Source organism: Brevundimonas olei, from assembly GCF_037055245.1.
GTDB classification, from domain to species: Bacteria; Pseudomonadota; Alphaproteobacteria; order Caulobacterales; family Caulobacteraceae; genus Brevundimonas; species Brevundimonas olei.
The window spans coordinates 2,418,405-2,444,647 of record NZ_CP146369.1 but is presented as its reverse complement, the minus strand read 5'-3'; the positions used below and the strand labels follow the sequence as shown (position 1 = coordinate 2,444,647).

19 protein-coding genes are annotated in these 26,243 nt (G+C 66.5%); 9 read left to right on the top strand and 10 right to left on the bottom strand.

Features of this window, described 5'->3' with window-relative positions:
- Positions 1 to 109 precede the first annotated feature (109 nt).
- Positions 110 to 1,654, bottom strand: a complete 1,545-nt coding sequence (locus tag V8J38_RS11810; RefSeq protein ID WP_291781652.1) for a long-chain-fatty-acid--CoA ligase — start codon at positions 1,652 to 1,654, stop codon at positions 110 to 112.
- Between the two features lie 157 nt (positions 1,655 to 1,811).
- On the opposite strand from V8J38_RS11810, the gene V8J38_RS11805 reads away from it, so the two are divergent.
- The 3 genes from V8J38_RS11805 to leuD are packed head-to-tail and all read left to right on the top strand — an operon-like array spanning position 1,812 to position 4,596.
- Complete coding sequence (locus V8J38_RS11805; protein ID WP_291781655.1) at positions 1,812 to 2,570, top strand: enoyl-CoA hydratase-related protein; 759 nt, start codon at positions 1,812 to 1,814, stop codon at positions 2,568 to 2,570.
- 11 nt (positions 2,571 to 2,581) lie between these two features.
- Positions 2,582 to 3,988 (top strand): 3-isopropylmalate dehydratase large subunit, encoded by a 1,407-nt coding sequence (leuC, locus tag V8J38_RS11800; protein WP_338575909.1) that lies wholly within the window; start codon positions 2,582 to 2,584, stop codon positions 3,986 to 3,988.
- The gene (leuD, locus tag V8J38_RS11795; RefSeq protein ID WP_338575907.1) at positions 3,988 to 4,596 is read left to right on the top strand and encodes a 3-isopropylmalate dehydratase small subunit; all 609 of its coding nucleotides are present in this window, start codon (positions 3,988 to 3,990) and stop codon (positions 4,594 to 4,596) included. The genes leuC and leuD overlap by 1 nt, the downstream gene beginning before the upstream one ends.
- 170 nt (positions 4,597 to 4,766) lie before the next feature.
- On the opposite strand, the gene V8J38_RS11790 is transcribed toward leuD, so the two are convergent.
- Complete coding sequence (locus V8J38_RS11790; RefSeq protein ID WP_338575905.1) at positions 4,767 to 5,924, bottom strand: CoA transferase; 1,158 nt, start codon at positions 5,922 to 5,924, stop codon at positions 4,767 to 4,769.
- A 159-nt stretch (positions 5,925 to 6,083) separates the two neighbouring features.
- Between V8J38_RS11790 and V8J38_RS11785 the strand changes: the two genes are divergently transcribed.
- Genes V8J38_RS11785 through V8J38_RS11775 form a run of 3 tightly spaced genes read left to right on the top strand, consistent with a single transcriptional unit; the run spans position 6,084 to position 9,009 of the window.
- On the top strand, positions 6,084 to 6,701 hold the full coding sequence (locus V8J38_RS11785; protein WP_338575903.1) for an FMN-dependent NADH-azoreductase: 618 nt from the start codon (positions 6,084 to 6,086) through the stop codon (positions 6,699 to 6,701).
- Between the two features lie 8 nt (positions 6,702 to 6,709).
- Positions 6,710 to 8,242 (top strand): acyl-CoA synthetase, encoded by a 1,533-nt coding sequence (locus V8J38_RS11780; protein ID WP_338575902.1) that lies wholly within the window; start codon positions 6,710 to 6,712, stop codon positions 8,240 to 8,242.
- A gap of 41 nt (positions 8,243 to 8,283) precedes the next feature.
- A complete protein-coding gene (locus tag V8J38_RS11775) occupies positions 8,284 to 9,009 on the top strand; it encodes a glutathione S-transferase C-terminal domain-containing protein (protein ID WP_291781673.1) in 726 nt (241 codons plus the stop codon).
- Between the two features lie 81 nt (positions 9,010 to 9,090).
- Here the strand turns inward: V8J38_RS11775 and V8J38_RS11770 are convergent, their stop codons facing one another.
- From V8J38_RS11770 to V8J38_RS11750, 5 genes are all read right to left on the bottom strand, one after another.
- Positions 9,091 to 10,437, bottom strand: coding sequence for a spinster family MFS transporter (locus tag V8J38_RS11770; RefSeq protein WP_291781676.1), 1,347 nt, complete (start codon positions 10,435 to 10,437; stop codon positions 9,091 to 9,093).
- 43 nt (positions 10,438 to 10,480) lie between these two features.
- A complete protein-coding gene (locus V8J38_RS11765; protein ID WP_338575899.1) occupies positions 10,481 to 10,906 on the bottom strand; it encodes a nuclear transport factor 2 family protein in 426 nt (141 codons plus the stop codon).
- Positions 10,907 to 10,922: 16 nt separating this feature from the next.
- The gene (locus V8J38_RS11760; RefSeq protein WP_338575897.1) at positions 10,923 to 12,071 is read right to left on the bottom strand and encodes a hypothetical protein; all 1,149 of its coding nucleotides are present in this window, start codon (positions 12,069 to 12,071) and stop codon (positions 10,923 to 10,925) included.
- 65 nt (positions 12,072 to 12,136) lie between these two features.
- Positions 12,137 to 14,305 (bottom strand): TonB-dependent receptor, encoded by a 2,169-nt coding sequence (locus V8J38_RS11755; protein WP_338575895.1) that lies wholly within the window; start codon positions 14,303 to 14,305, stop codon positions 12,137 to 12,139.
- Positions 14,306 to 14,482: 177 nt separating this feature from the next.
- A complete protein-coding gene (locus tag V8J38_RS11750; RefSeq protein WP_338575894.1) occupies positions 14,483 to 16,915 on the bottom strand; it encodes a TonB-dependent receptor in 2,433 nt (810 codons plus the stop codon).
- Positions 16,916 to 17,058: 143 nt separating this feature from the next.
- On the opposite strand from V8J38_RS11750, the gene V8J38_RS11745 reads away from it, so the two are divergent.
- Complete coding sequence (locus tag V8J38_RS11745; RefSeq protein ID WP_338575892.1) at positions 17,059 to 17,703, top strand: TetR/AcrR family transcriptional regulator; 645 nt, start codon at positions 17,059 to 17,061, stop codon at positions 17,701 to 17,703.
- Between the two features lie 14 nt (positions 17,704 to 17,717).
- Here the strand turns inward: V8J38_RS11745 and V8J38_RS11740 are convergent, their stop codons facing one another.
- From V8J38_RS11740 to V8J38_RS11730, 3 genes are read right to left on the bottom strand one after another with little or no spacing between them, the layout of a single operon-like run.
- Positions 17,718 to 19,115 (bottom strand): aldehyde dehydrogenase family protein, encoded by a 1,398-nt coding sequence (locus tag V8J38_RS11740; RefSeq protein WP_338575890.1) that lies wholly within the window; start codon positions 19,113 to 19,115, stop codon positions 17,718 to 17,720.
- Entirely contained in the window at positions 19,106 to 20,251 is a 1,146-nt protein-coding gene (locus tag V8J38_RS11735; protein ID WP_338575888.1) for an SO2930 family diheme c-type cytochrome, read from the bottom strand. The genes V8J38_RS11740 and V8J38_RS11735 overlap by 10 nt, the downstream gene beginning before the upstream one ends.
- A gap of 8 nt (positions 20,252 to 20,259) precedes the next feature.
- Entirely contained in the window at positions 20,260 to 21,498 is a 1,239-nt protein-coding gene (locus tag V8J38_RS11730) for a parallel beta-helix domain-containing protein (protein WP_338575886.1), read from the bottom strand.
- A gap of 332 nt (positions 21,499 to 21,830) precedes the next feature.
- Here V8J38_RS11730 and V8J38_RS11725 point away from each other — a divergent pair, with 332 nt between their 5' ends.
- Positions 21,831 to 23,054 (top strand): hypothetical protein, encoded by a 1,224-nt coding sequence (locus V8J38_RS11725; RefSeq protein WP_338575884.1) that lies wholly within the window; start codon positions 21,831 to 21,833, stop codon positions 23,052 to 23,054.
- 100 nt (positions 23,055 to 23,154) lie between these two features.
- The gene (locus V8J38_RS11720; protein ID WP_338575883.1) at positions 23,155 to 26,208 is read left to right on the top strand and encodes a TonB-dependent receptor; all 3,054 of its coding nucleotides are present in this window, start codon (positions 23,155 to 23,157) and stop codon (positions 26,206 to 26,208) included.
- The last annotated feature ends 35 nt before the right edge of the window (positions 26,209 to 26,243 follow it).

Genomic DNA, 26,243 nt, shown 5'->3' with positions numbered 1-26,243 from the left:
AGCGTCCCGCCTTTTTTCATGCCGGATGGACGTGATCTCTGGATTTCAGACAAAGAAAAAAGGCGGACAACCCCTCGTCCGCCTCTTCCCCTCTTCGCTGACGCTGATTTCAGGCCAGGTTCAGATCCTTCAGCACCGCGTCGCGCACCGGGTTTTTCTGGATCTTGCCGGCGGCGCTGCGGGGAAGGCGGGTTTCGCTGAAGCTGACGCTCTTGGGCGTCTTGTAGCCGGCGATGCGCTGGCGGCAGAAGGCGGACAACTCCTCGAAGCTGGGCTGGGGGGCGCCGACCTTGCACACCACCACGGCGTGGACCCGCTCGCCCCAGACCGGATCGGGGACGCCGATGACGGCGCTTTCCTCGACCGCCGGATGCCAGGACAGGGCGTTCTCGACCTCGATCGAATAGATGTTCTCGGCCCCGGACACGATCATGTCCTTCAGCCGGTCGGTGATGTAGATGTAGCCGTCCTCGTCCATCCACCCTGCGTCGCGGGTGTGCAGCCAGCCGTCGCGCATGACTTCGGCGGTTTCCTCGGGGCGGTTCCAGTATCCCATCATGACATTGTCGCCGCGGCCGACGATCTCGCCGATCTGTCCGCGCGGGACCTCGTTTCCGGCCTCGTCGACGATGCGGATTTCAAAGCCCGGCGCGACCTTGCCGCATGAGCGCAGGCGGGGATGGTCGTCGGCGCACTGGTGGTCTTGGGGCGTCAGCACCGTGACGGAGGCCATCTCCGTCTGACCGAAGCCCTGGATGAAGCTGACGTGCGGAAATTTTTCGCGCGCCAGCGCCAGGGTGGCGGCGGGCAGGGAAGAGCCGCCGTAGCCCAGCATCTTCAGCTGCGACAGATCCAGTTGATCCAGCCGGTCATACTTGGCCATGCGGTCGATGACGGCGGGCACGGTGAAGCAATGGGTCACCCCATGCTCGGCGATAGCCTCCAGCATGCTCTCGGCGTTGTAGCTGCGGCGGAAGACGTGGGTCGCGCCCGTCATGGTGGCGAACAGGATGCCGATGTCCGCGAGGTGGAACATCGGCGCGGCGTGGAAATTCACCCCCGTCTCGTCGAAGGGAATCGTCATCAGCAGGTTCGAGGCGATGGCGTGCAGGTTGCCGTGGCTGAGCATCACCCCCTTGGGCAGGCCGGTGGTGCCGCCGGTGTAGAAAACGCCCGCCAGATCCTCGTTGGCGGCCAGATGCTCCTCAGCGGGTTCGGACGCCCGGATCAGACCCTCGTGCGTCAGGCGTGCGTCGTCCGCCGCGCCGTCCATGGCGATCAGGCGCCCGACCGCGCCCTCGGCCAGAAGCTGTTCGGCGACGGCGGAGAACTCCTCGCCGAAGCACAGAATCTCGACGCCCGCGTCTCTCAGCTGGAAAGCCAATTCCGGCGTGGCCAACCGGGTGTTCAACGGCGTCAGCACGCCCCCGGCCCAGAGCACGGCGAAATAGGTCTCGAAGTAGGAATCGCAGTTGTGCGCCAGGATGGCGACCCGGTCGCCGACCTTCAGACTCGCTTGATCGCGCAGACCTCCCGCCAGACGGGCGACGCGGTCGCCGACCTCGCGCCAGGTGCGGCGACGCTCGCCGTCGATGGTGGCGGTGCGCGTCGCAGCCGTGACGACGGCGCGAACGAGGCCCTGGGTGACTCGCATCGAAAGGGGTGCTCCTGCCGCCTCTGAAGGCGGGAAATATTGTCAAATCTATTGACATCTAATCCCGCCCCGAACCATGTCTGTCAACTCATGTTCAGGCGTTTTTCCGCCGATCTCGCCGCGACTTGCACGGCCGGGCGGCGCGGCGAGGTGTGTGATGATCGGTTTTGAGCGAAAGGGCGAAGGGGTCGTTATCCGCCTGGACCAGCCGCAGCGGATGAACGCCCTGACCGAACCCATGGTCGAGGCGCTGGCGGCCGCCGTCGACGCCGCCGTCGTTTCGGGAGCACGAGCGCTGATGATCACCGGAGCGGGCCGGGCCTTCTGCGCCGGCGGCACGCTGTCCGAGCCGCTGCCCAATGACGCCGGGGCCATTCTCGAAAGCCACATCAACCCCCTGCTGCTCCAGCTGGCGGACCTGCCGATTCCCGTGATCGCGGCGGTGAACGGGCCGGCGATCGGGGCAGGGGCGTCCATCGCCCTGGCCGCCGACATGATCCTCATGTCGCGTTCGGCCTTTCTCGCCTACGCCTTCGCCCAGGTGGGTCTGGCGCCGGACGGAGGGGCGAGCTGGCTGCTGCCGCGCACCCTGGGCTGGCATCGAGCCATGGGACTGATGATGACCGGCGAGCGCATCAGCGCCGAACAGGCGGTCGACTGGGGCCTGGCCTGGAAGGCCGTGGAGGCCGAGGCCCTGGCGGGAGAGGCTGAAAGCCTGCTGGAGCAACTGGCGAGCGGCCCGACCCTGGCCTACGCCGCCGTGCGTCGCACCGCCCGTGCGGCGCTGGATCTCGATTTCACTGGGGCTCTGGCGGCTGAACGCGAGGCGCAGAACCGGGCCGGCCGCACCGCCGATTTCCACGAAGGCGCCGCCGCCTTCATCGCCCGCCGCCCCGCCAGCTTCTCAGGCCGCTGAAGGAGATGGCGATGACCGCGCCCCGAACCCTGCTGGACAAGATCTACGACCGGCACCAGGTCGCCGACCTCGGCGGCGGCGACATGCTGATGTATGTCGACTTCCACCTGGTCCACGAAGTCACCAGCCCCCAGGCCTTCGAGGGCCTGCGCCAGCGCGGCATCGGCGTTCATGCGCCGGGGCGAACCCTGACCGTGGCCGACCACAATGTGCCGACCCTGAACCGGGGGGCCGGAATCCTCGACCCCGAAAGCCGGGCGCAGATCGAGCAGTTGCAGACGAACGCCGCCGAGTTCGGCCTGCCGTGGATTCCGCTGGACAGCGTCGATCAGGGCATCGTCCACGTCGTCGGGCCGGAGCAGGGGCTGACCCTGCCGGGCACGACCATCGTCTGCGGCGACAGCCACACCGCCACCCACGGGGCCTTCGGCGCCCTGGCCTTCGGCATCGGCACCTCCGAGGTCGAACATATGCTGGCGACCCAGACCCTGGTGCAGAAGCGCGCCAGGTCGATGCTGATCGAGGTGGAGGGGGCGCTCGGATTCGGGGTCACGCCCAAGGATCTGATCTTGGCCATCATCGGCCGGATCGGCGCCAACGGGGCGACCGGCTACATCATCGAATACGCCGGCCAGGCGATCCGCGACCTGGACATGGCCGGGCGGATGACCGTCTGCAACATGTCGATCGAGGCGGGCGCGCGCGCCGGCCTGATCGCGCCGGACGAGACGACCTTCGCCTGGCTGCGCGGCCGCCCCCATGCGCCACGAGGCGCCGCCTTTGACGCCGCCGTCGCCGACTGGCGGACTCTGGCCAGCGATCCGGGCGCGACCTATGACAAGACGGTGCGCATCGACGCCGCCGCCGTCGAGCCCATGGTGACTTGGGGCTCCAGTCCCGAGGCGGTGACGACCATCGGCGGCCGCACGCCTGACGTGGCGGCGATCAAGGATGCGGGGCGCCGCGCCCAGATCGAGCAGATGCTGGCCTATATGGGCCTGGCGTCGGATCAACCGCTGGACGGCCTGGCCATCGACACGGTCTTCATCGGCAGTTGCACCAACGGCCGGCTGGAGGATATGCGCGCCGCCGCCGCCGTCGCGCGCGGCCGTCATGTCGCCGAGGGCGTGCGGGCCCTGGTCGTGCCGGGGTCCGGTCACGTCAAGGCGGCGGCCGAGGCCGAGGGGCTGGATCGGGTGTTCATCGACGCAGGATTCGAGTGGCGCGAGCCGGGCTGCTCCATGTGCCTGGGCATGAACCCGGACCGGCTGTCGCCGGGCGAGCGTTGCGCCTCGACCTCCAACCGCAATTTCGAGGGCCGTCAGGGACCGGGCGGCCGCACCCATCTGGTGTCGCCGTCGATGGCCGCCGCCGCGGCCGTGGCGGGACGGCTGGTCGATGTCCGGAGCCTTGTCTGATGCAGCCTTTCGTCACCCTGGACGCCGTCGCTGCGGCCCTGCCCATCGCCAATATCGACACCGATAAGCTGGTCCCCGGCCGCTTTCTGAAGGGCGTGACGCGTGCCGGGCTGGGGCGAATCCTGCTGCATCCCTTGCGGTTCGATGCGGATGATCGGCCGCGTTCGGACTTCGTTCTGAATCAGTCGCCGTGGGACCGGGCGGGCGTCCTGATCGCGCTGGATAATTTCGGCTGCGGCTCCAGCCGCGAACACGCGCCCTGGGCCTTGGCGGATTTCGGCATCCGCTGCGTCATCGCCCCCAGCTTCGCCGACATCTTCCGCAACAACTGCCTGAAGAACGGCATCCTGCCGCTGATCCTGCCCGAGGCCGACTGCCTGGCGCTGATGGACTTGGCGCGCGATCCGGCGGCGGCGCTTTTCAGCGTCAGCCTGCCGGATCAGACGGTGACGGCGGGCGGGCGCGTCTGGTCGTTCGACATCGGCGCGGCCGACAAGGTCAAGCTGCTGGAAGGCAAGGACGAGATCGATGTCGCCCTGGCGCGGATGGCTGAGATCGAGCGCTTTGAGGCGGGCATCGGCTATGCGGCGCCGCATCTGACGCCCTAGAGATTGGCGCCCTGACAGGGCGGCGCTGTCTCTAAACATCCGTCATCGCCGGGCTTGTCCCGGCGATCCATAGACACGGCCGTTCGCCGTCGATGCTGAAGCATTGGACGCCTGCGTCTATGCATGGCCGGGACAAGCCCGGCCATGACGATCTTGCTAGCGTTTCAGGATCAACGCCCCAGCCAGCGTTGAAGGACATCCGCCGTGTCCTGACCGACCTCCAGCGGGGCGGGGCGGCGCACGGAACCCGGCGTGGCCGACAGCTTGGGGAAGACGCCCTGCATCGGCACCTTGCCCAGGATCGGGTCCTCGACCTCGATGATGGCCTGACGCGCCGCGAAATGTGGATCGGCCATCATGTCTTCGGCGTCGAAGACGCGGCCGGCCGGAACGGCGTGTTCGATCATCAGGTCTTCCAGGGCCTGCACCGTCAGGGTCGCGGTCCACCTGCCGATCAGGGCGTCCAGCTCGCTCTGATGCTCGCCGCGCGCCAGATGAGTGGCGTAGCGGGCGTCGGTCGCCAGTTCAGGGCGGCCCATGGCGTCGCACAGGCGGGCGAAGACCGCGTCCTGATTGGCGCCGATCAGATATTCGCCGTCGGCGCAGGGATAGACGTTCGACGGCGCGATCTTGGGCAGGACCGAGCCGGTGCGCGTGCGTTTGTGCCCGTTGACGGCGTATTCCGGGATCATGCTCTCCATGACCTGCAGCACGCTTTCGTACAGGGAGCTGTCGACCATCTGGCCCTGGCCGGTGCGCTCGCGGTGCTGCAGCGCCGCCAGGGCGCCCATGCAGCCGTAGGTGGCGGCCAGGGTGTCGCCGATCGACACCCCCATGCGCGACGGGGCGCGATCCGGTTCGCCGACGATGCCGCGCCAGCCGCCCATGGCCTCGCCGATGCCGCCGAAGCCGGCGCGCGAGGAATAGGGGCCGCTCTGGCCGTAGCCCGAAACCCGCACCACGATCAGACGTGGGTTGGCCTTCATCAGATCGGCCGGGGCCAGGCCCCATTTCTCCAGCGTGCCGGGGCGGAAGTTCTCGATCAGGATATCGGCCTGGGCGATCAGGTCGCGCGCCGTCTGCTGGCCCTCGGCCGCACGCAGGTCGACCGCGACGGAGTATTTGTTGCGCGCGATGACGCGCCACCAGGTCGGCGTCTCCCCCTGGCCCCAGTGCCGCATCGGGTCGCCGACGCCCGGCGCTTCCAGCTTGATCACCTCGGCGCCCATGTCGCCCAGCAACTGGCCGCAGAAGGGACCGGCGATCAGTTGGCCCATCTCGACGACCTTCAGCCCGTGCAGAGGGCCGTTCACCGGTTGGCTGGTCACGAGGGCATTCTCCATAACGTCAATTAATCTTACAATCACTGGCGGGGTGACGATCGAAAGTCAACGGCGGCTCCAGGGCTTGTGATTGCCAAATAAATTGACAAAACTCTTGGCCAGATGAGCGAGAGATCGGCTGCAGCCGACGCATCGGGAGACATCATGCTGCTTCATATCGTGGCCAGCCCGAAGGGGGAAAGGTCGGCGTCGCGGTCGTTGGCGGATCGCTTCATCGCGACCTGGCGGGAACAGAACCCGGATGAAGAGATCGACACCCTGGCCCTGTTCGAAGAAGACCTGCCGCGCTTCGAGGCCGAACACGCCTTTCGCAAGTTCGCGCCCATCTTCGGCGAGGAGGTCTCGTCCGAGGCCGAAGACGCCTGGCGGATCGTCACCGACGCCGTGGCGCGGCTGGATCGCGCCGACCGCATCCTGCTGTCCTGCCCCATGTGGAACTACAGCATTCCCTGGGCGCTGAAGCTCTACCTCGACATCATCGTCCAGCCGCGCGTGACCTTCGGCTACAAGGCCGACGAGATGCGTCATGTCGGGCTGCTGCGAAACCGGCCCATGCAGATGATCCTGACGCGGTCGTCGACGATGGCCGGCGACTATGTCGACTTCCAGTTGCCCTATCTGAAGCACATCTTCGAGACCATCGGCATCCGTGACATCCGCGCCCTGGTCGTGCCCGCGACGACCCAGCCGGGAGCGGAAGCGCGCGAGGCCTATGTCCGCAGCTTCGACATCCAGGCGGACGACGCCGCCCGCGCTTTCTGAGCCACATCATGCACCCCAGCCATTTCGCCGCCGCCACGCCCGATAAGCCCGCCGTCATCATGGCGCAGACCGGGGCCGTCACGACCTTCCGTCAGATGGAGGACGCCTCCAACCGGGCGGCGCATCTGCTGCGATCGCTGGGGCTCCGGCCCGGCGACGCCGTGGCCGTCTGTCTCGGCAATACGCCGGACTATTTCGCCCTGGCCTGGGCGGCCCAGCGTTCGGGACTCTACTTCGTCGCCCTGTCGTCCCGCCTGACTCTGGCCGAGATCGACTACATCGCCCGCGACTGCGGGGCCAAGGTGCTGATCGCCGGCGCCGACCTGCCGAACACCGCCGCGCTGCCGACCAGCCTGTCCGATCTGGCGCTGTTCTCGCTGGGCGGGGCCATGACGGGTTTTCGCGTCTGGGAGGACGAGGTCGCGGGCCAGCCTTCGACCCGCATCGCCGATGAGGTGGCGGGCGGCGAGATGCTCTATTCCTCGGGCACGACGGGACGGCCCAAGGGCATCCGGCCGGAATTGCCCGCCGACGGCGACATCACCGCCATGCCCATGACGACCGTGGTGGCCAGGACCCGGTTCGGCGTGGACGAGACCAGCGTCTATCTGTGCCCGGCGCCCCTGTATCACGCTGCGCCGCTGCGCTGGTCGATGGCGGTCCAGCACCTGGGCGGCACGGTCGTGTTGATGGAGAAGTTCGACGCCGAACTGGCCCTGGCCGCCATCGATCGCCACGGCGTGACCCACAGCCAATGGGTGCCGACCCACTTCATCCGCATGTTGAAGCTGCCGGACGATGTGCGCGCGAAATACGACGTCTCGACGCTGAAGCTGGCCATCCACGCCTCGGCCCCGTGCCCCGTGCCGGTCAAGCAGGCGATGATCGACTGGTTCGGCCCGATCCTGGTGGAATACTACGCCGGGACCGAAGGCAACGGCATGACCATCATCAACTCGCAGGAGTGGCTGAAGAAGCCTGGGTCGGTAGGCAAGGCGAACTTCTGCGTCGTCCATATCTGCGACGACGAGGGGAATGAACTGCCGCCCGGCGAGGTTGGCAACATCTATTTCGAGGGCGACCACCCGTTCGAATACCACAACGACCCGGACAAGACGGCCACCGCCTATGACGCGCGCGGCTGGACGACCCTGGGCGACGTGGGGCGGCTGGACGAGGACGGCTATCTGTTTCTGACGGACCGCAAGAGCTTCATGATCATCTCGGGCGGGGTGAACATCTATCCGCAGGAGATCGAGAACCTGCTGATCCAGCATCCCGGGGTGGCCGACGCCGCCGTCATCGGCGCGCCTTGTCCCGAGATGGGCGAACGGGTGGTGGCGGTGATCCAGCCCGCCGACTGGGCGGACGCCACGCCTGAGTTCGCCGCCGAGCTGTCGGCCTGGGCGCGCCAGTCGCTGTCGGGCGTCAAGCTGCCGCGTCAGTTCGACTTCATGCGCGAACTGCCCCGTCATGACACGGGCAAGCTCTACAAACGCTTGATCCGGGACGAATACTGGAAGGGCGCGGCGTCAGGCTGACGGGCGGCGCCGTCCTCTCCCTAAACTCACGGAGGCTGGTCTTGATCGATCTGCACGGCTGCGACACGCCCAATGGGCACAAGGTGGCGATCATGCTCGCCGAGACGGGGCTGGAGCACCGCGTCGTCCAGTACAACCTGTTCGAAGGACGGCACCTGACTTCCGAGTTCGGCGCCATCAACCCCAACCGTCGCCTGCCGGCCCTTGTGGATCACATGCCGATCGGAGGCGGCGAGCCGCTGGCCCTGTTCGAGTCGGGCGCCATTCTTCTGTATCTGGCCGAGAAGTCCGGGCGGTTTCTGCCTGACGCGCCGCGTCTGCGGCATACGGCGGTCACCTGGTTGATGTGGCAGATGGCCAGCCTGGGGCCGCAGCATGGCCAGGCGCACCACTTCCTGCGCTATTGCCCCCAGCCGGACGCCTATCCGGTCCAGCGTTACACGCGCGAGGCGCGACGCCTGTTCGACGTGCTGGAGACCCGGCTGACGCAGGCGGACTATCTGGCCGAGGAATACTCGATCGCCGACATGGCCTGCTGGCCCTGGGTGCGCGCCAGCCGCGCCATCGACATGGACATCGCCGAATGGCCTCGTCTCAAGGCCTGGTTCGACCGGGTCGGCGCCCGTGACGCCGTGAAGACCGCGGGCGCGGTCGCCGCCGATCATCCCGCCGCGGCGCGTCACATGACGCTGACGGCCGAGCAGTGGTCCGTGTTGTTCGGCGACAGGATGTTGTCGGCGGTGCGTGAAGACTCCGCCATGTCCTGAATCGGTTCCCGGCGCTTGAAGACGAAACCCCCGCCGGGACGACCCGGCGGGGGTTTTCCATCGGCCGGATAGGCCGGAGCCTCAGACCGCCTCCGCCTCGGCGCGGTCGTTGTCCTGTACGGCGGCGATGATGGCCTTGCGGGCAAGCAGCAGCAGGCAGATCCCGATCGTCAGCGACAGGGCCGTCACCAGGGCCAGGGCCTTGCCCAGGCTGGTCGGCCCGTCGAACAGGTGCTCGCTGACGAAGCCGGTGAGCAGCGGGCCCAGACCCATGCCGGCCATGTTGGCCACCAGCAGATAGATGGCGGTCATTCGCCCGCGCATGGTGGCGGGCGTCAGGATCTGCAGCGTGCCGGCCTGCAGCCCGCCGATGGTCGAGACCGTGGCCATGCCCGCGGCCGCCAGGATCAGGGCGACGGTCGTGTCGCTGACCAGATAGGCGCCGATCATCAGGGGGAACTGGATGATGGCCGAGGCCACGACCACACGCACCGGGGCGTCCGGATGGCCGCGCTTGGCCGAGCGGTCGGAGAGCAGGCCGCCGACCGCCAGGCCGATGGTGCCGAACAGGCCGATGATGACGCCGAAGGCCAGGCCGAGTTGGGCCGGGCTCATGCCATGGGCGCGCGCGAAGTGGACGGGCGCCCACAGCATGGCGCCATAGGCGGCGATGACGATGATGGAGTAGCCGATGACCACCGCGCCGAAAGCGGCCTTGTGCCTCATCGCTAGGGCCCACAGGGCGCTCAGCGGCGGAGCCTTGGCGGCGCCCTGACGGCGCGGCGCCTCCCGCACGGTCAGCAGCATGACGACGGCCAGGGGAACGCCCAGCAGGCCCACGGCGACGAAGGCCAGGCGCCAGCCTGTCAGTTCGCCCCAGGGCATGGGGATGACCGTGGCCATCGCCCAGGCGACCAGCACGCCCCCGAACAGCATGGCCGCGCCTCCGCCTAGCGAGACCCCCATGTTGTAGAGGCTGACGGCGAAGCCCAGCTTTCGCTTCTCGAAACGGTCGGCGATGGTGGAATAGGCGGCGGGAGACAGGGTGGCTTCGCCGATGCCGACCATGGCGCGGGCGGCCAGAAGGCTGAGAAAGCCGCCGGCGAAGCCGCTGAGGGCGGTGGCCGCGCTCCAGCCCAGGACGCCGCCGACCATCAAGTTCCGACGGTTGCCGTTGTCGGCGATCGAGCCGAACGGCACGCCCATGATCGAATACAGCAGCACGAAGCCGAAACCGACCAGCAGGCCGACCTGGGTGTCGCCCAGGCCCAGTTCGCTGCGGATCGGGTCGATCATCAGGCTGATCAGCACCCGGTCCATGAAGGACAGCATGTAGGCGACCATCAGCACGAGGACGACATAGATGGCGTAACGCGGACGCGCGGAGACGGCGGGCGACGCGGCGGAAGGGGGCGGGGCGGTGGTCATCCGCGAACTCCTGGATACTGGGGCGGGAAGGGGGGCGGGCGCATCAGGCGGCGGCCGCGTCGGCCTGGGCGCGCCAGGCGATAAGCGGGGCTGAGTCGAAATACTCCTCCAGCCGGATGATGCGGTCGTCTTGAATCTGGCAGACCAGAACGGCGGGCAGGACGAGAACCGGTCCCGCCTTGTGCGTGGCGTGCAGCACGTGCTGCTGCACATAACCGCCTGGGCGGTTCGGGCCGCCGGGCAGGATGCAGACGCGGCGGTCCTCATAACGACGCTCTGAAGTCTTGGCGGCGAAGGCGGCGAGGACGGCCAGATTGGCCTCGCGGTTCACAGCGACGCCTGCGGTGTTCAGCCAGACTTCGGCTTCGGAATGATAGCAGGCCTTCACCGCCTCGATATCGCCGGCCCGGATGGCCGCGATGAAACGATCGGCCAGGGCGAGGATGCGGTCATCGTCGGGTGCGGTCATCGGGGGCGGCTCCAGGTCAGACGATCGGGTGGCTGATCGGCAGGCCGAAATGACGCCGCCCGACCTGTTCGCGGGCGATGTCCCAGTCCCAGAAGGCGTGGGAGGTGACCGTCGCCAGATCTCTCCAGAAACGCTGGATCGGCTGGTCGTGGTGATAGTTGGACGAGCCGGCGCCGGCCATCATCGCCTGCATGACCTCCCGACCCGTGCGCGCCAGATAGGCGGCCGATCCCTTGAGGGCGATCCGATCCTCGGTCGTGAATCCGGTCTGCACCAGGGCCTCGGTGCGGTCGATGTGGGCGCGGCCCAGCACATCGACGGCGCGCGTTGCGATCTGCATCTCGCCCATGACGATGTGGGCGTGCTGCTGATCCTTGACCACGTCGCCCGAGAAGTTGCGCACGCGCCGGTCGACGATGGCTTCAAAGGCGCTCAGAGCGCCTTTCAGCCCGCCGGTCAGCACCGGAACGATCGTCGTGTAGGACATGGGCACCAGGGGGATGGCGTACAGCGGATTGTCGTAAAGCGCCGTGCCATCCGTCGCCCCCTTGCGCAGGGCGACGCCGTCGATGGAGCGGTGGTCGGGCACGAAGACGTTTTCGGCGACGATGTCGTTGGAGCCCGTCCCGGCCATGCCCGTGAAGCGCCAGGTGTCCACGACGGTGACGTCCGCGACCGGCATGACGAAGCTGCGCGGCGTCTTCTCATGCGTCATGCCAGAGACCATGACCCAGTCGGCGTGCATCACGCCCGAACCCCAGGGCGCGCGGCCGGAGATGATCCAGCCGCCCTCGACGGGCTCGGCCTTCATGGTCGGAGCGGTGGCGGCCGGCAGCAGGACGAAGCCGCGCGGCCCGAACAGCTCATCCTGCGCCTGGGGCGTCAGCTTGGCGGCGTAAAGGTTGTGGCCGATGTAGAAGGAGGCGATCCAGGCGGTCGAGATGCAGCCCTGCGCCAGGACGTCGACGACTTCATAAACCGTCTTCAGATCGGATTCGGCGCCGCCCCAGCGCTTGGGGACCAGCATCTGCACGATGCCTGCATCGATCAGGTCGCGAATGGTGTCGTCGTGCGGACGGCGCAGGGCCTCGGTCTCGGCCGCGCGGGCCTTGAGCGTGGGCAGCAGATCGTGCGCCCGTCCGATCAGTTCGGAGGAGGAAGTCATGGCGGCTCGAAGGACGAAGTTGAGGTCGAAGGGGCCGACGCCTTGGCGACGTCGGCCCCCGATGATCAGAACGTCAGGCTGAGATCGACGCCGATCTCGCGCGGCGGCTGATAGACTCGCGAGGCCAGCAGGTTGCCGACGCCGAAGGTGTTGTTGATCACCAGTTCGTCCGTCAGGTTCTTGCCCCACAGGCTGACGCGCCAGCGGCCGTCCGGCAATTCCAGCGACACGCTGCCGTCCACCACGGTGTTCGACTGACGCATGGTCAGGTCGGTGGTGGCGTTCAGGGTGCTGAAGCTGGTGTACATGTCGGTCATGTGCCGCACGCTGGCCTGAGCCGTGACCCGGCCGAAGTCGAAGTCGTCCTTGTAGTTGAAGGTGACGCTGTTGCTCCATTTGGGAGCGTAGGGCATCGGCAGATAGGTGCGGTCGATGACGCCCAGACCGTCGCCCAGATCGGCCATGAACTCATCATAGCTGGCGTCCAGATAGCCGACGCTGGCCGAGATGGTGAAGACGTCGGTCAACAGCGCCGTGGCCTCGGCCTCGAAGCCCGAGATGGTGGCCGCGCCCACATTGGCGACCAGCGTCTGGTTGATCAGCGTGCCGGGGATCAACTGCTGCACGCTTTGCTGCATGTCCTGGTAGTCGCTGGTGAAGACGGCGGCGTTCAGGCGCAGACGGCGGTCGAACAGGTCGCTCTTCACGCCGACTTCGTAGGAGTCGACCGTTTCGGAGTCATAGGGACCGACGGCCAGGAAGGACCCGGCGCGACCGTTGAATCCCCCTGCGCGGAAGCCGCGCGAGTACTGGGCGTAGGTCATCAGGGTGTCGGACCACTTGTAGCTGACGCCGACCTTGGGCGAGAAGTCGTCGAAGCTGGCTTCGAACGTCTCCGCGTTCGGATAGAACAGCGGCTGGGTGGTGAAGGTCTTCTCTTCCTTGCTGTAGCGGCCGCCGGCCGTCACGGTCAGGCCGGGCAGAACCTCATAGTCGGCCTGGCCGAACACGGCCCAGGAATCGGCCTTCTGCTGGGTGTAGATGGTCGATCCGGCGGTCGGCGAACCGAACACCGTGCCGAACTGACCCGTGGCGATGTCGTATTCCTGGGTCATGTAATAGGCGCCGACCACATAGGTCAGGGGGCCGTCGGTGTTGGACGCGAGGCGCAGTTCCTGGCTGAACTGGTCGTGCGTCTCGTCGCGGTGGACGGTCATGAACGGCGTAGGCGTGCCGTCGAAGTCGCTCAGCACCTCGGTGTCGGTCTTGCGGTAGCCGGTGATGGAGGTCAGCTTGACCGGGCCGAGGTCCCAGTTGGCGTTCAGGGTGACGCCCAGGGCCTCCAGGTCCGAGAAGATGTCGTCGCCGACGTGGCTGAGGAAGGGATCGCCGTCCGTATCGGCCGGCTCGCCGAACCCCGGCAGGACCATGGACGGCAGGCTGGCGTTCTCGAACGCCGTGCCGGTGCCCTTGTCCTTGGTGTAGTCGACGATCAGAGTGGCGTCGAAGCTCGCCGTCGGGGTCCACAACAGGGCGCCGCGCATCGAGGTGACGTCCTGGGCGCCCATGTCGCGGCCGTCGTAATTCTTGATGTAGCCGTCGTAGGTCTTGGTCAGGAACGAGAATTTCCCGGCCAGTTGATCCTCGATCAGGGCGCCTTCCACGCCGGCGCGCAGTTCCTGGCGGCCGTTGGAGCCGAACGTCGCCTGGGCGCGGGCGCCGAAGTCGAAGGAGGGGCGTCGCGACTGGACGCTGACCACGCCGCCGATGGTGTTGCGGCCGTATAGGGTTCCCTGCGGCCCGCGCAGTATGGTCACGCCGCCGATGTCGAAGAAGTCCTGCACCGCGCCGACGTTGCGCGACAGATAGACGCCGTCCAGCTCCACGCCGACCGACGGCTCGAAGCTGGATTCGACGTCGGCGTAGCCGAGGCCGCGGATATAGAAGGCGCTGGCGAAGGGATAGGCGCCGACCGGGGCCAGGACCACGTTGGGCACCTTGCCGTCCAGGTTCAGCAGGCTCTCGACCTTGCCGTCCTCAAGCGATTCCATGCTGAAGGCGCTGACCGCCAGGGGCACGTCCTGCAGCCGTTGTTCCCGGCGTTGGGCGGTGACGACGATGTCTTCCACCGCGGCGGCGGGACCTTCCGAACCCGCCGTCTCCTGAGCCATAACGGGCGACGCGCCGATGGCGGCCAAGGCCGCGCCGCAATACAGCCAGCGTGAGAATTTCATTCCATCCCTCTCCTTGTTCTCGTTCTGAATGCGAGACAGAGGGATTGGCGCAGCAGTTTTCTAGGTTGTCAAATTTACTAACGTTATTTGTCAGTTTAATTGACTGTTTTGGTGGTGCGGCCGCGCCTGCCGAGGCGCCGCCTGGGACCGCCTTTGCGCCGCCCCAGGCGAGACCCGTCAGTAGGTGTAGGTCAAATCGACGCCCCACATTCTGGGTTCGGTGATGTTCACGAACGGAGTGCCCAAGGTGGTGGCGGTGATGTTGTTCACGCCCGTCACATACTGGTTGTCGAACAGGTTGTTGACGTAGAAACCGACCTGATAGCGCTCGTTTGCGTTGCGCCAGTAGAGACGAACGTCCGTCCGGTTCTGCGCCTCGGATGGATCGAACCAGGGGGTCTGAAGGCAAGAGCCCTGGCCCGTGGACGTCTTGTTGCACCGGCCTTCGCCGCGATAGGCGTGGATCAGCTGCATGTCGAGCGAGCCGGCGGCGCCGAGGTCCCGCCGATAGGAGGCGCCCGCCGCCGCCGACCACAGCGGCTCGCCGGTCGGCTGCCCGGCCAGATCGCCGTCGTCGGTCATCTTTCGCTTGTAGGTGGCGTCGATGTACTGGGCGTTGGCGAACAGGTTCAGACCGTCCAGGGGCTGGACATCCAACTGCATGTCGACGCCCCAGGCGGTGTCGTCGCTGGTCTCGACCAGATACTGCGGCACGCTGGACCCTGCCGGGGTGACCAGCCGGATCGACTGCTTGCCGTCGTAGTCATACTGGAAGGCCGAGATGTTGAGGCGGGCGTTGGGGCCCAGGCTGCTCTTCAGCCCGATCTCGAAATTCTGAACATCCTCATTGTCGAAACGCGAGGCGACCTCGACGCTGTTGAAGCCCCCGGCCTTGTAGCCCTTGGCGTAGGAGAAGAAGACCATGGCGTTGTCGGTCAGGTGATAGTCGGCGACGAAGCGCGGGCTGAGGTCGGACCAGGAATCGGACAGCTTGCAGGCCACGCCTTCCTGCACGGTGACGCCGTTGTCGCACTCGACCCCGGCCAGGCCGGACAGGTCGAAGACGAAGTCGGAATACAGATAGCCCAGCGCCGGTCCCATATAGGTATCCAGCACGAAGTTGATCGTGGGGTCGTTGAGCACGGCGTCCAGTTCGGGCGCGACGCGCGGGCCGTTCAGCCACTGGAACGTCTTCTTGTCGCGGGTATAGCGCAGGCCGAACGTAAGGTTCAGGCGGTCGTTGGCGGCCCAGATGACGTCGGCGAAGAGGGCGGTCGCGTCGAAATCACCCTCGTTGATCATGTCCTCCTGCCAACTGTGGCCCAGCGTGCTGGCGGGGATGCCGGCCATGTCCAGAATCATGTCGGCCAGCGTGAACAGCGGCTGCCCGGCCGCATTGGTCAGGATGGTGTTGATGCTGTCGGTGGTGGCGTAGGTGTCGCTGCGCTGTTCGGCGTGTTCGCTGTAGTAGCTGGCGCCGGCGATCCAGTTGAACGCGCCGTGTTCGCCGGCGAAACGGAATTCCTGGTACCAGGACCGGTTCTTTTCGCGGTTGTTGGTGTCGAAATACAGGTCCGGCCGGTTGGTGCCGTCCTCGTCCTCGCGGTTCTCGGTGCTGAAGCGGCGGGCCGAGGTCAGGGAGGTGAAGTCGATGTCGCCGAAGGCGTGGGTGATGGTCAGCGTGCCTTCGTCCAGGCGACGCGTCTCGTGATTGTCGATGACGTCGTTGCGGATCTTGGCCTTGAACGGATCGAGGTAATCCGCCGGATCGGGCGGGAAGGCCGGCAGGCCGGGCGCTGCGGGCAGGGGGGCGACGCCGATCGCCGGGCGAGCGTCCTGATCGATTTCGTCATGGGTCCAGCTGAGGATCATCTGCGTCTGGGGGCCGACGTCCCAGCGCAGGGCCGCGCGGGCGGCCCAATTGTCCTCGCGGTCATAGTCCTGGCCGGTGACGTCATCGATGAGCCAGCCGTCGCGACGGTTCACCAGCGCATTGACCCGCAGCGCCAGGACGTCGTTGATCGGCAGGTTGACCAGGCCCTCGAAGCGGCGCTTGTCGTAATCGCCCAGCCGGACGCCGAGGCGCGCCTCGAATTCGTCGCTGGGCTTGTTGGTGGTGATGGACACGGCGCCCGCGGCGCTGTTGCGGCCGAACAGGGTGCCCTGCGGCCCTTTCAGCACCTCGATCCGGGCGACGTCGCTGAACGCCAGCAGGCCGGCGCCCGAGCGCGCCGCATAGACGCCGTCGACATAGACGCCCACCGCCGGGTCGGTGCCGACGCCGAAGTCCGACGTCGAGACCCCGCGAATGCTGTAGTTCGCCTGCGTCGGGCTGGTGTTCGATACGGACAGGCCGGGCACGAAGGCCGAGATGTCGCCCATATCGTCCGCCGCCAGCGACTCCAGGGTCCTGGCCGTGACGACGCTGACGGTGATCGGCACTTCCTGCAGGCTTTGTTCGCGCCGTTGCGCGGTGACGACGACGTCATCAAGCGTCGTGGCCTCCTGCGCTCTAACCTCCTGCGCTCTGGCCAGACCCGACGTCGCCAGGGCGGCGAGCGCCACGCTCCCCGCAAGCGTCGCCTTCAGACAGTGCTCCATCCTGATCATCGCAGCCCCTCCCAAAGCCCCGTTTTCTCAAACTTTACGAAACAGAATATTATTCCGTTTGACAAGGGGCTGCGCGCCGATGTGGCTTACAGAAAGGCGTCCAGTCGTGTTAGACGGCCTGCGGATTGGAATGGAGGGCGGCAGTGACCTCGCGCGCGTCGCAAGAAATCATCACCACGCTGGAACGGCGCACCGCGCCGATGCAGCAACGTGCGCGCGATCGGATCACTCGCGTGTTGGCGGCGACCGAGAAGCTCCTGGCCTCGACCTCCGTCGATACGATCACCACCAGCGCCATTGCGGCTGAAGCCAATGTGCCGGTCAGTTCGATCTATCGCTATTTCCCGAACGTCTTCGCCATCTACAAGGAGTTGTTCGAGACTCTGGTGGCGCAACTGCACGCTCGCATCGCCGAGATCATGGAGAACCCTCGGTTCACGTCGTGGCGCGAGCGCCATCTGCAGGTCATGCTGGCCCTGCGCAAGACGTTGGACGAGGACCCCGCCTATCGCCCCCTGTTCCATCTGATGCTGACGACGCGCGAACTGCGCATCGTCAAGGAACAGGCCAACGCCCAGATCGCGGCCTATCTTGCGGCGCGATGGGAGCAGGGGCTGGACGGCTTCCATGACGGCGCGCCCCTGGCCGTCGCCCGCATGGCGACTGAAATCTTCACCTCGTTCGAAACCCTGACCAGCGGCGAGGCCCAGTCGGAATGGACCGACCGCCTGTTCGAAGAGGCGACCGTGGCGCTGGAGCGCTATCTCTCGGCCTATCTGCAGGACTGATCCGGGCCGACGGCTCAGGCCAGGCGCCGGAACAGGGCCAGCTTGCCCTTGGTGAAGGGCGGATAGCGGATGCTGGCGTCCAGGGCGAAGCCGCGCCTCAACACGGCGCGCCGGTGGCTGAAGGCCTCGAAGCTGTAGCGTCCGTGGTAGGCGCCCATGCCGCTGGCCCCCACGCCGCCGAACGGCAGGTTCGGATTGGCCATGAAGATCACGGCGTCGTTGACGGTCGCCGAGCCGGATCGCGTCGAGGCGATGATCCGGTCAGCCGTCGTCTTGTTCCGGGTGAAGGCGTAGAGCGCCAGCGCGGGCGCGCGGGCGTTGATGGCCGCCAGGGGTTCGTCCAGCGTCTGATAGGGCAGGACCGGCAGGATCGGGCCGAAGATCTCCTCGGCCATCACTGGCGCATCGGCCGCGACATCCGTCAGGATGGTGGGCGCGACATAGCAGCCGTCGACATCGGCCTGGCCGCCCGTAACGGCGCGGCCGTCGGCCAGCAGCCTCTGCAGGCGCGCGGCGTGGCGCGGATTGATGATGCGGCCGTAGTCGGGGCTTTGCCGAGGGTCGAGGCCGAACATGGTCGTGACCGCGTGCTTCAGTTCGTCCAACAGCCGGGCCTCGACCGAGGCGGCGACATAGACGTGATCCGGCGCCACGCAGATCTGGCCTGCGTTCAGGAAGCGGCCCCAGACAATGCGCCGGGCGGCTACCGCCAGGTCGGCGGTTTCATCGACGATGCAGGGGTTCTGGCCGCCCAGCTCCAGCACGACCGGGGTCAGATGACGGGCCGCCGCCGCCATCACGATCCGGCCGACCCGTTCGCCGCCGGTGTAGAAGATCAGGTCGAACCGCTGGTCCAGCAGGGCCTTGGAGACGGCCGCGTCCCCTTCGACCACGGCGAAGGCGCGCGGGTCCAGATAGCGTTCGACCAGTCGTTTCAGCAGGGCCGAGGACTGGACCGCCATCTCCGAAGGCTTGATGACGGCGCAGTTGCCCGCCGCGATGGCGCCGACCAGGGGGGCCAGAACCAGCTGGAAGGGATAGTTCCACGCCCCGATGATCAGGGTCACGCCGTAGGGCGCCGACTCGATGAAGCTCTTTCCGGGCTGGATCGCCAGGGGGGTGCTGGTCCGCTGGGGGCGGCTCCAGCGGGCGACCTGTTTGCGCGCGAGCGCCGCCTCGCTGGAGACCAGATCGATCTCGGCGGTGCAGGCCTCGGCGAACGGCTTGCCCAGATCAGCTTTCAGCGCAGCGGCGATCTCCGCCTCGTTCTCGACCATCATCCGTTCGAGAGCGGCGAGCTGGGCGCGACGCCAGGCCAGGTCGCGTGTCAGGCCGCTGTCGAAGGCGGCGCGCTGGCGCTCCATGATCGCGGCGATCTGAGGGTCAGGGGTCTGGGCCGCGTCTAACGACATGATCCCTCCAATGAATCGATCCAGGACCGGATCAGGGCCACGCCTTCGTCATGGCGGGTCGAGCGGCCGATCTCGGGCATCATGACGGCCGGATGGGTCGAGCCCATGCGGTAGGCGATGATGGATTCGTCCGCCTTGCCCGGCACGATGTCGAAGCGCAGGTTCCCCGTGCCCGCGCCCGCCGCGACGGGCAGTTTGCACAGGCCGGCGGACCCTGACAGCGGCGAGGCCGCGTCCAGGTAGAGCCCTGAGGTGGCGGCGGCCCCCTTGGGGTTGTGGCAATGGCCGCAGTTGACGTCGAGATAGGCCCTGGCGCGCGCCTCGGTCGGCGCGGCGGCGTCCGTCCAGGACACCTGAAGCGGCGCCTGACCCGGATCGGCGACGCCCTTCAGATAGCCCATGGCGGTGAGGCGGCTCAGCTGGTTCTCCGACCCGTCCGAATAGGCGAAATCGCGGTTGAGCAGACGCGCCTTGGGGCCGATCGGCTGGATTTCGCGGGTGGCGACGTTGGTCGCATGGCAGGCGGAGCACTGGGTGGCGTTGGGAACGATGTAGGAGAAGGCTCCGTCCTTGCCGTCCTGACGGACCATGGTCAGGGGCACGACGGCGCCGATGCGATGCAGCACGGCGTCGGTTTGGGCGTCGTTCCACAGATAGGTCAGGGCGGTCCACCCCTCGGCCCTGCGGATCAGCAGGCGGGTCTCGATCATGCGGACCTGATTGAGCTTCAGGCCGTCGCCGGCATGGAATTGCGCCGGGTCCGCCTGTTGCAGCACCCGGCCCTTGGCGCCGGTCTGGTAGAAGAAGGTCTTGGTGATGACCGTGCCGACCGGGAAGGCCAGGGGGCCGTCCACCGTATAGTCGGCCGCGACGCCGGGCGGCATCCAGATGGTCCGCAGCTTCTGCGCATAGTCGGTGAACAGCGGCGTGGTCAGGTCATAGGGCGTCACGCGCGCGCCCAGGATCAGAGCGCCGTCCGACGTCTGGACCATGCCCCATTCCCGGAGCGACTTGGGGTTTTCGCTGTCGAAGTAGGTCGGTTCGGCCAGAGGCTGGGCCGGGGCGGAAGGCTTGGAGCAGCCTGCCGCTCCGATCAGGAGCAGCAGGCCGAGCGCGAGCAGACGAAGCGGGGTCATGGGCCGTGTCAGGCTGCGGGCAGGACGACGGGCGAGAGGCGGGGCAGGGTGCACCGATGCGGCGTCATGTCGGTGTTCGGATTGGCGTATTTGTTCGGCCCGTCGACGTTCAGAATCCCGGCGTCGCCGTTGTCGATGCAGATGCGCAGCTCCGCCGGCAACTGGCCGTTCACCAGCCGCTTGGGATTGACGTAGCCGTCCCACAGGATGTCGGGGAAACGGCCGGTCGGACCGAATTTGGCGATGCGCAGGGCCTGGAATTCCATGCCGTCGGGCGCGTTGCCGCCGCCGCTGAAGCGGTTGTCCTTGATCAGGATGGCCTCGGGATAGGGGTCGAAGTCGCCGCTCATGGCGCTGTCGGAATAGCCGGCGGAGAACAGGGCCGAGATGATGATGTTGGCCGTCTTGTTGTCGGCGATGTCGTTGTCGAAGATCTCGACCTGATCGTTGGAGTTGACGATCACGCCCGTGCCCGCGGGCACGCTGGCGACCGGGGTGCCCGCGTGGCCGAAGTTGCGCGTGTTGTTGGCGACGGCGCGGTTGTTGTAGACGCGCGTCCGATAGCCGGCCTGCTGAAGCTGAGGCATGTTGAAGACAAGGATGCCGCCGGTGTTGTTGGTAGCCAGGTTTTCATAGACGTCGGCGTCGATGCAGTTCTCGATCTCGATGCCGGCGACGTTGAACTCCGCCCGGTTGCGGCGGACCACCACATTCTGCGACTGGCCGACATAGATGCCGGCGTCGGAGGCGCCGATCGCCACGCTGTCTTCGATCAGGACGTTCTTGGTCTGGACGGGGTAGATGCCGTAGGCGCCGTTTTCCGTCTTGGGTCCCTGGGTCCATTCCGTGCGGACCTTGCGGACGATGATGTTTTCGCCCTTGTTGATCTTGATGGCGTCGCCCTTGGTGTCCTCGATCGCCAGGTTTTCAATGGTGAAATTGCTGGCGGTGACCAGCAGGCCCTGAGCGCCGGCCGCCTGGTTGCGGAAGTTCAGGATGGTCTTGTCCATGCCCTGGCCGCGAATGGTCACCCCGTCGACCACCAGGCTCAACTCGGTGTCGATGGCGAAGACGCCGGCGGGGATTTCGATCACCGCGCCCGGCTTGGCGTCCATCAACAGCTCCATCAGTTCGTTCTGATAGGTTGTGTTCGCCTTCGCGAGGTCCGTGCCCTTCTCGGTCGGTTTCGACCCGCAGGCGCTCAGAAACAGTATCGCCGCGACCGGCAGCCAGATGCGCATTTTCATGATGTCCCCTCCAGAACGCTCGTGAGTGTTCGCCCAGCCGGAGGTTTTCATAAGGTTCCTCTTGCCGCAAGAAGAAAACGAAACTGTTTCCGTTTTTGAGTCCGTCAAACGAGTCATCGGGGTGATGTCGACCGCCTTCGACGCAAGGACCTTCACCCGCGCGTCGTGTGATACGCGCCGGTCGTCGCCGCCGCCGTCGTTGAATGCTCCGCATGGAGAGGGAAGGGCACCGGATCGTCGCCTAAGCTTGGCGTGGCTGTAGTCGAAGCGTGAGCCGAACATCATGAATTCGCCCTAGAGCCCCTCTCCGTCGGAGGCGGGGATTCAAAGGCATGAAGTTCAGTGTTTCGCCGCGCGCCATAGCGCCTGTGACCATCGCGGCGTTGGCGCTGGCGACGGCCATGCTGATCGCTATCGCGCCGGGTTGGGCGCAGGCCGCCGATGCGTCCCCGACCGACCGCCGCGCCGTGGAGCGCCTGCCGTTGAACCAGAACGGCGGGACCTGGGATGCCGGCCATGTGCAGGGGGTCGCCGTCGATGTCGAAGGCGGCTTCATCTATTATTCCTTCACCAACCTGCTGGCCAAGTACGACCTTGAGGGGCGGCTGGTCGGGACGCTGGTCGGCTGGACCGGCCACCTGGGCGATCTGGCGCTCAACCCGGTCGACGGCAGGCTGTACGGCTCGCTGGAGTACAAGGCGGACGAGGCCTTCTACATCGCGGTGATCGATGTCGCGGGCCTGAATGAGGTCGGGGTCGAGGCCAGCCGCAGCGATCTGTTCACGACGGTTCATCTGGCCGAGGTCGGACGCGATTACGCCGCCGACATGGATGGCGACGGGCGGTTTGACGGCGATACGGCGGACACGCGCGATCATCGCTACGGCGCCTCGGGCATCGACGGCGTGGCGTTCGGCCCGCGCTTCGGGCGCAGGGACGGACCGGTGCTGCTGACCGTCGCCTATGGCGTCTATGGCGATGTGACGCGGGCCGACAACGATCATCAGGTCCTGCTACAATACGACATCGCCGCCTGGGACCGTTACGCCCAGCCGTTGTCAGAGGCCGCGCCGCACCGCGAAGGCCCCGCCGCCGTCGACGGCAAGTATTTCGTCCGCACCGGCAACACGACCTATGGGGTGCAGAATCTCGCCTACGACGCCGAAGCGGGCCGCTGGTTCATGGGCGTCTATCAGGGCCGAAAGCCCGAGTTTCCCAACTATCTGCTGTTCGCCGTCGACGCCGAGGCCAGGCCTGCGCGCGGCGATCTGATCGGCGTCCCCGCCGCGTCGGGCCAGGGCTGGGAGCAGGGGATGCTGTTGCCTCTGGCGCCGGACGGTCTGGAAGACCCGGCCACCGGCCTGCGCGGCTGGCGCTGGAAGGCGGACGTCGGGTTTCAACCGCTGGGACGCGGCCTCTTCTATGTGGCGGCGAATTCCGGCGGCAAGGGCGCCCAGACGGCTGACATCGCCCTGATGCGCTGGACCGGAGATCCGCAGGCGGCGTTCGCGCCCGTCGCCGCCGAAGAGCGCCTGCGACGACTCTCCGCCCCCTGAGCCGCGCCTGACGGCTGCGTTCGCCCCATCGGGCCGCCGTCACGGCGGCCTGCGACCCCTCGCTTTTTCCTCTCCTCCCCAGTTGTTCGAGTAGATTTCCATGAAGATCCGTTCCCGCCATCTCGCCAGCGCCAGCCCGCGAGCCCTGTTGTTGTATCCGCTGATGGCGGCGGCCTTCGCCGCCGTCGCGCCGCAGGCCGCCGCGGCGCAGACCTCGGGCGAGGCTGCGGCCCAGTCGCCCGTGGCCGCCGGCGCCCTGCGCGGCCGGGTGTTCGACACCGCGACCGGCGAGTTCATCCGCAACGCCGAGGTTCGGGTCGAAGGCGCCAGCCTGATCGCCTATTCAGGCGACGGCGGCGTCTTCCGCCTGAGCGGCGTGCCGGCGGGCGAGGTCGTAGTGATCGTGCGCTACGCCGGTCTGCAGGAGGCGCGGGTGGTCGCCAGCGTGGGCGCGGGCCAGACGGCGGTCGTCGATGTCGAACTGCAGGCGCCGTCCTATGGCGCGGCCGATGACGTGGCCTCGGTCTCGGACATCGTGGTCACCGCCGCGCGCGGCGGTCAGGCCAAGGCGCTGATGGAGCGCCGCGTGGCGATGAACGCCAAGAACGTGGTCCCGGCCGACAACTTCGGAGCCCTGACCATGGGCGACGTGGGCGAGTTCATGAAGTCCATGCCGGGCCTGTCGATCGACTATACCGAGGTCGACGCCACCGCCGTGCGGATCGGCGGCCTGCCGCCCAAATATTCGACCTTCACCATGGACGGGGCCCGCATGGCCACGGCCACCTCGAACAACAACTCGGGGCGTCAGAACTCGTTCGAGCAGATGTCGATCACGGGCATCGAGACGATCGAGCTGAACCACACCCTGCTGGCCAGCATGGACGCCGACTCGCCGGGCGGCAGCATCAACCTGCGCAGCAAATACGCCTTCCAGCTGCCTGAGCGTCAGTTGCGCTTCCAGCTGGGCGGGGTGGCGACCTCGGACTCGGCCCTGTCGCGTCACTACATGCCCGACGACAAGAAGCACGCGAGCCTCTACCCCTCGGCCCAGTTCTCCTACGCCGACGTCTTCATGGACGGCCGTCTGGGCGTGGCCTTCAGCGCCAGCCACAACGCCAACTATGTGCAGCAGGACCGCATCCAGACCGACTGGTCCTATCTGGCCGACGGCCGGGTGCTGCCCTATCAGGTCATGTGGCGTCCGGGTCCGAAACTGACCAGCCGCACGGCCGCCAACCTGGCGCTGGACTACAAGTTCACCGAAGATCTGATCTTCTCGCTGCGTAGCAACTACTCCTTCTATGACGTGGAGTATTTCAACCAGTACACCTATCTGACCTTCGGCACGACGACGACGTCCTACGCCACGCCGGAGTCGACGGGCACGCACATCGTGGTCAATCCGGATGGCCGGAACACCCGTCTGCACACCGGCTATTCGCACCGGTACGCCGGGACGCCGACCTATCTGATCGCGCCCAAGCTGGAATATAAGGGCGAGACTTGGGAAGCCGCGCTGCGCGCCAGCTATTCCTCGGCGGAGTTCAACTTCCGCGACACCAGCAAGGGCTTCTTTCAGCGGACCGACAACCACCTGACGGGGATCGGTTTCGAGATGGAGCGCAACTCCACGGAGTCCAACGCCTGGTATCTGCGCCAGACGGCGGGCCGTTCGTGGAGCGACCCGATGAGCTTCAACCGCGACATCTCCATCGGCAACAACATCCGCACGGCGGAGTCGGACGCCATCAACGACATGTATTCGTTGAACCTGGACGTGAAGAAGCGGCTGAGCCTGGGCGACGTCCACTTCACCCTGATGGGCGGGCTGGGCGCGCGCAGCAACGACTGGCGCACCGACGAGGGCTCGTTCCAGCAGTTCAAATATGTCGGCTCGACCGGCGACCTGACGCAGACGTCGGCCGAGGCGGTCATCCCCTGGACCCAGAAGTACCGCTTCGAGATGATCGGCTTCGATGCGGGGAACATGAACGCTCAGGGCTGGCGCGCCGACAGCCACTACGGGATGTACGACATCTATCGCGAGCATCCCGAGTATTTCGTGGCGGACGAGATCGGCAACCTGAAGCGCCGTCTGGACAACAACAAGCGCGTCAAGGAAGACATCACCTCCGCCTATGTCGAGGCGCAGGCCGACGCCGGCCGCGCCCGTTTCGACCTGGGTCTGCGCTATGAGAAGACCGAGACGGCCTCGCGCGTGGCGATGATCCGTCCGCTCAAGGAGGTCACCGACGCCGGCTATTCGGTGAACACCATCGAAGGCCTGCTCTATCAGTACAACGACGGGACCTATCAGGACCGCAAGGGCGATTACGACGACTGGTTCTGGAGCGGCGGGGTCAAATACGACTTCACCGACAAGCTGGTCGGCCAACTGTCCTTCAGCCAGGCGATCCTGCGTCCCGACTACGGCAATCTGGGCGGCGTGGTGTCGATCAATGACGACACCATGATCGTGACCGTTCCGAACCCCGAACTGAAGCCGGAGCGTTCGACCAAGTATTACGCCAGCCTGCAGTATTATCTGGCGCCGGCGGGCATCATCGGCCTGTCCGCCTATCAGCTGGACATGAACGACATGCAGGTCACCGGCATGACGGTGAACCCTGAGGATGTCGGCTTCGATCCGGCCGAGTATGCGGGCTACACCTTCCGCAGCGCCCAGAACCTGGACGGAACCAGCACCAATCGCGGCGTGGTGCTGGAGTACAACCAACAGCTGACCTTCCTGCCGGGCGCCTGGCGCGGTCTGAGCCTGCACGGCTCGGTCACCTATCTGGACCCGGACGGCGAGCGTCAGGGCACGCCGAAACAGGCGGCTAACTGGGGCGTCCGCTACAACATCGGCCGTTTCGACTTCCAGCTGAACGGCAACTGGCAGTCGAAGTATCGGGTCAGTGGACTGAACAATACGCCGACCACGCCGAACAACGGCATCCTGTATCACTCGCCGCGCGAGCTGTGGAACGTCAGCGTCAACTACAAGCTCAACGACCGCTTCGATCTGATGCTGGCGGGCCGCAACATCTTCAACGCGCCGGACATCATCTATTCCAACGAGCGCGAGCGGGTGCAGCAATACACGGTCTACGGCTCGATGTGGAACATCGGCATCAAGGGCGTCTTCTGATCCGCCTGAACGCATGAAGACCCGGCGGCCGCGTC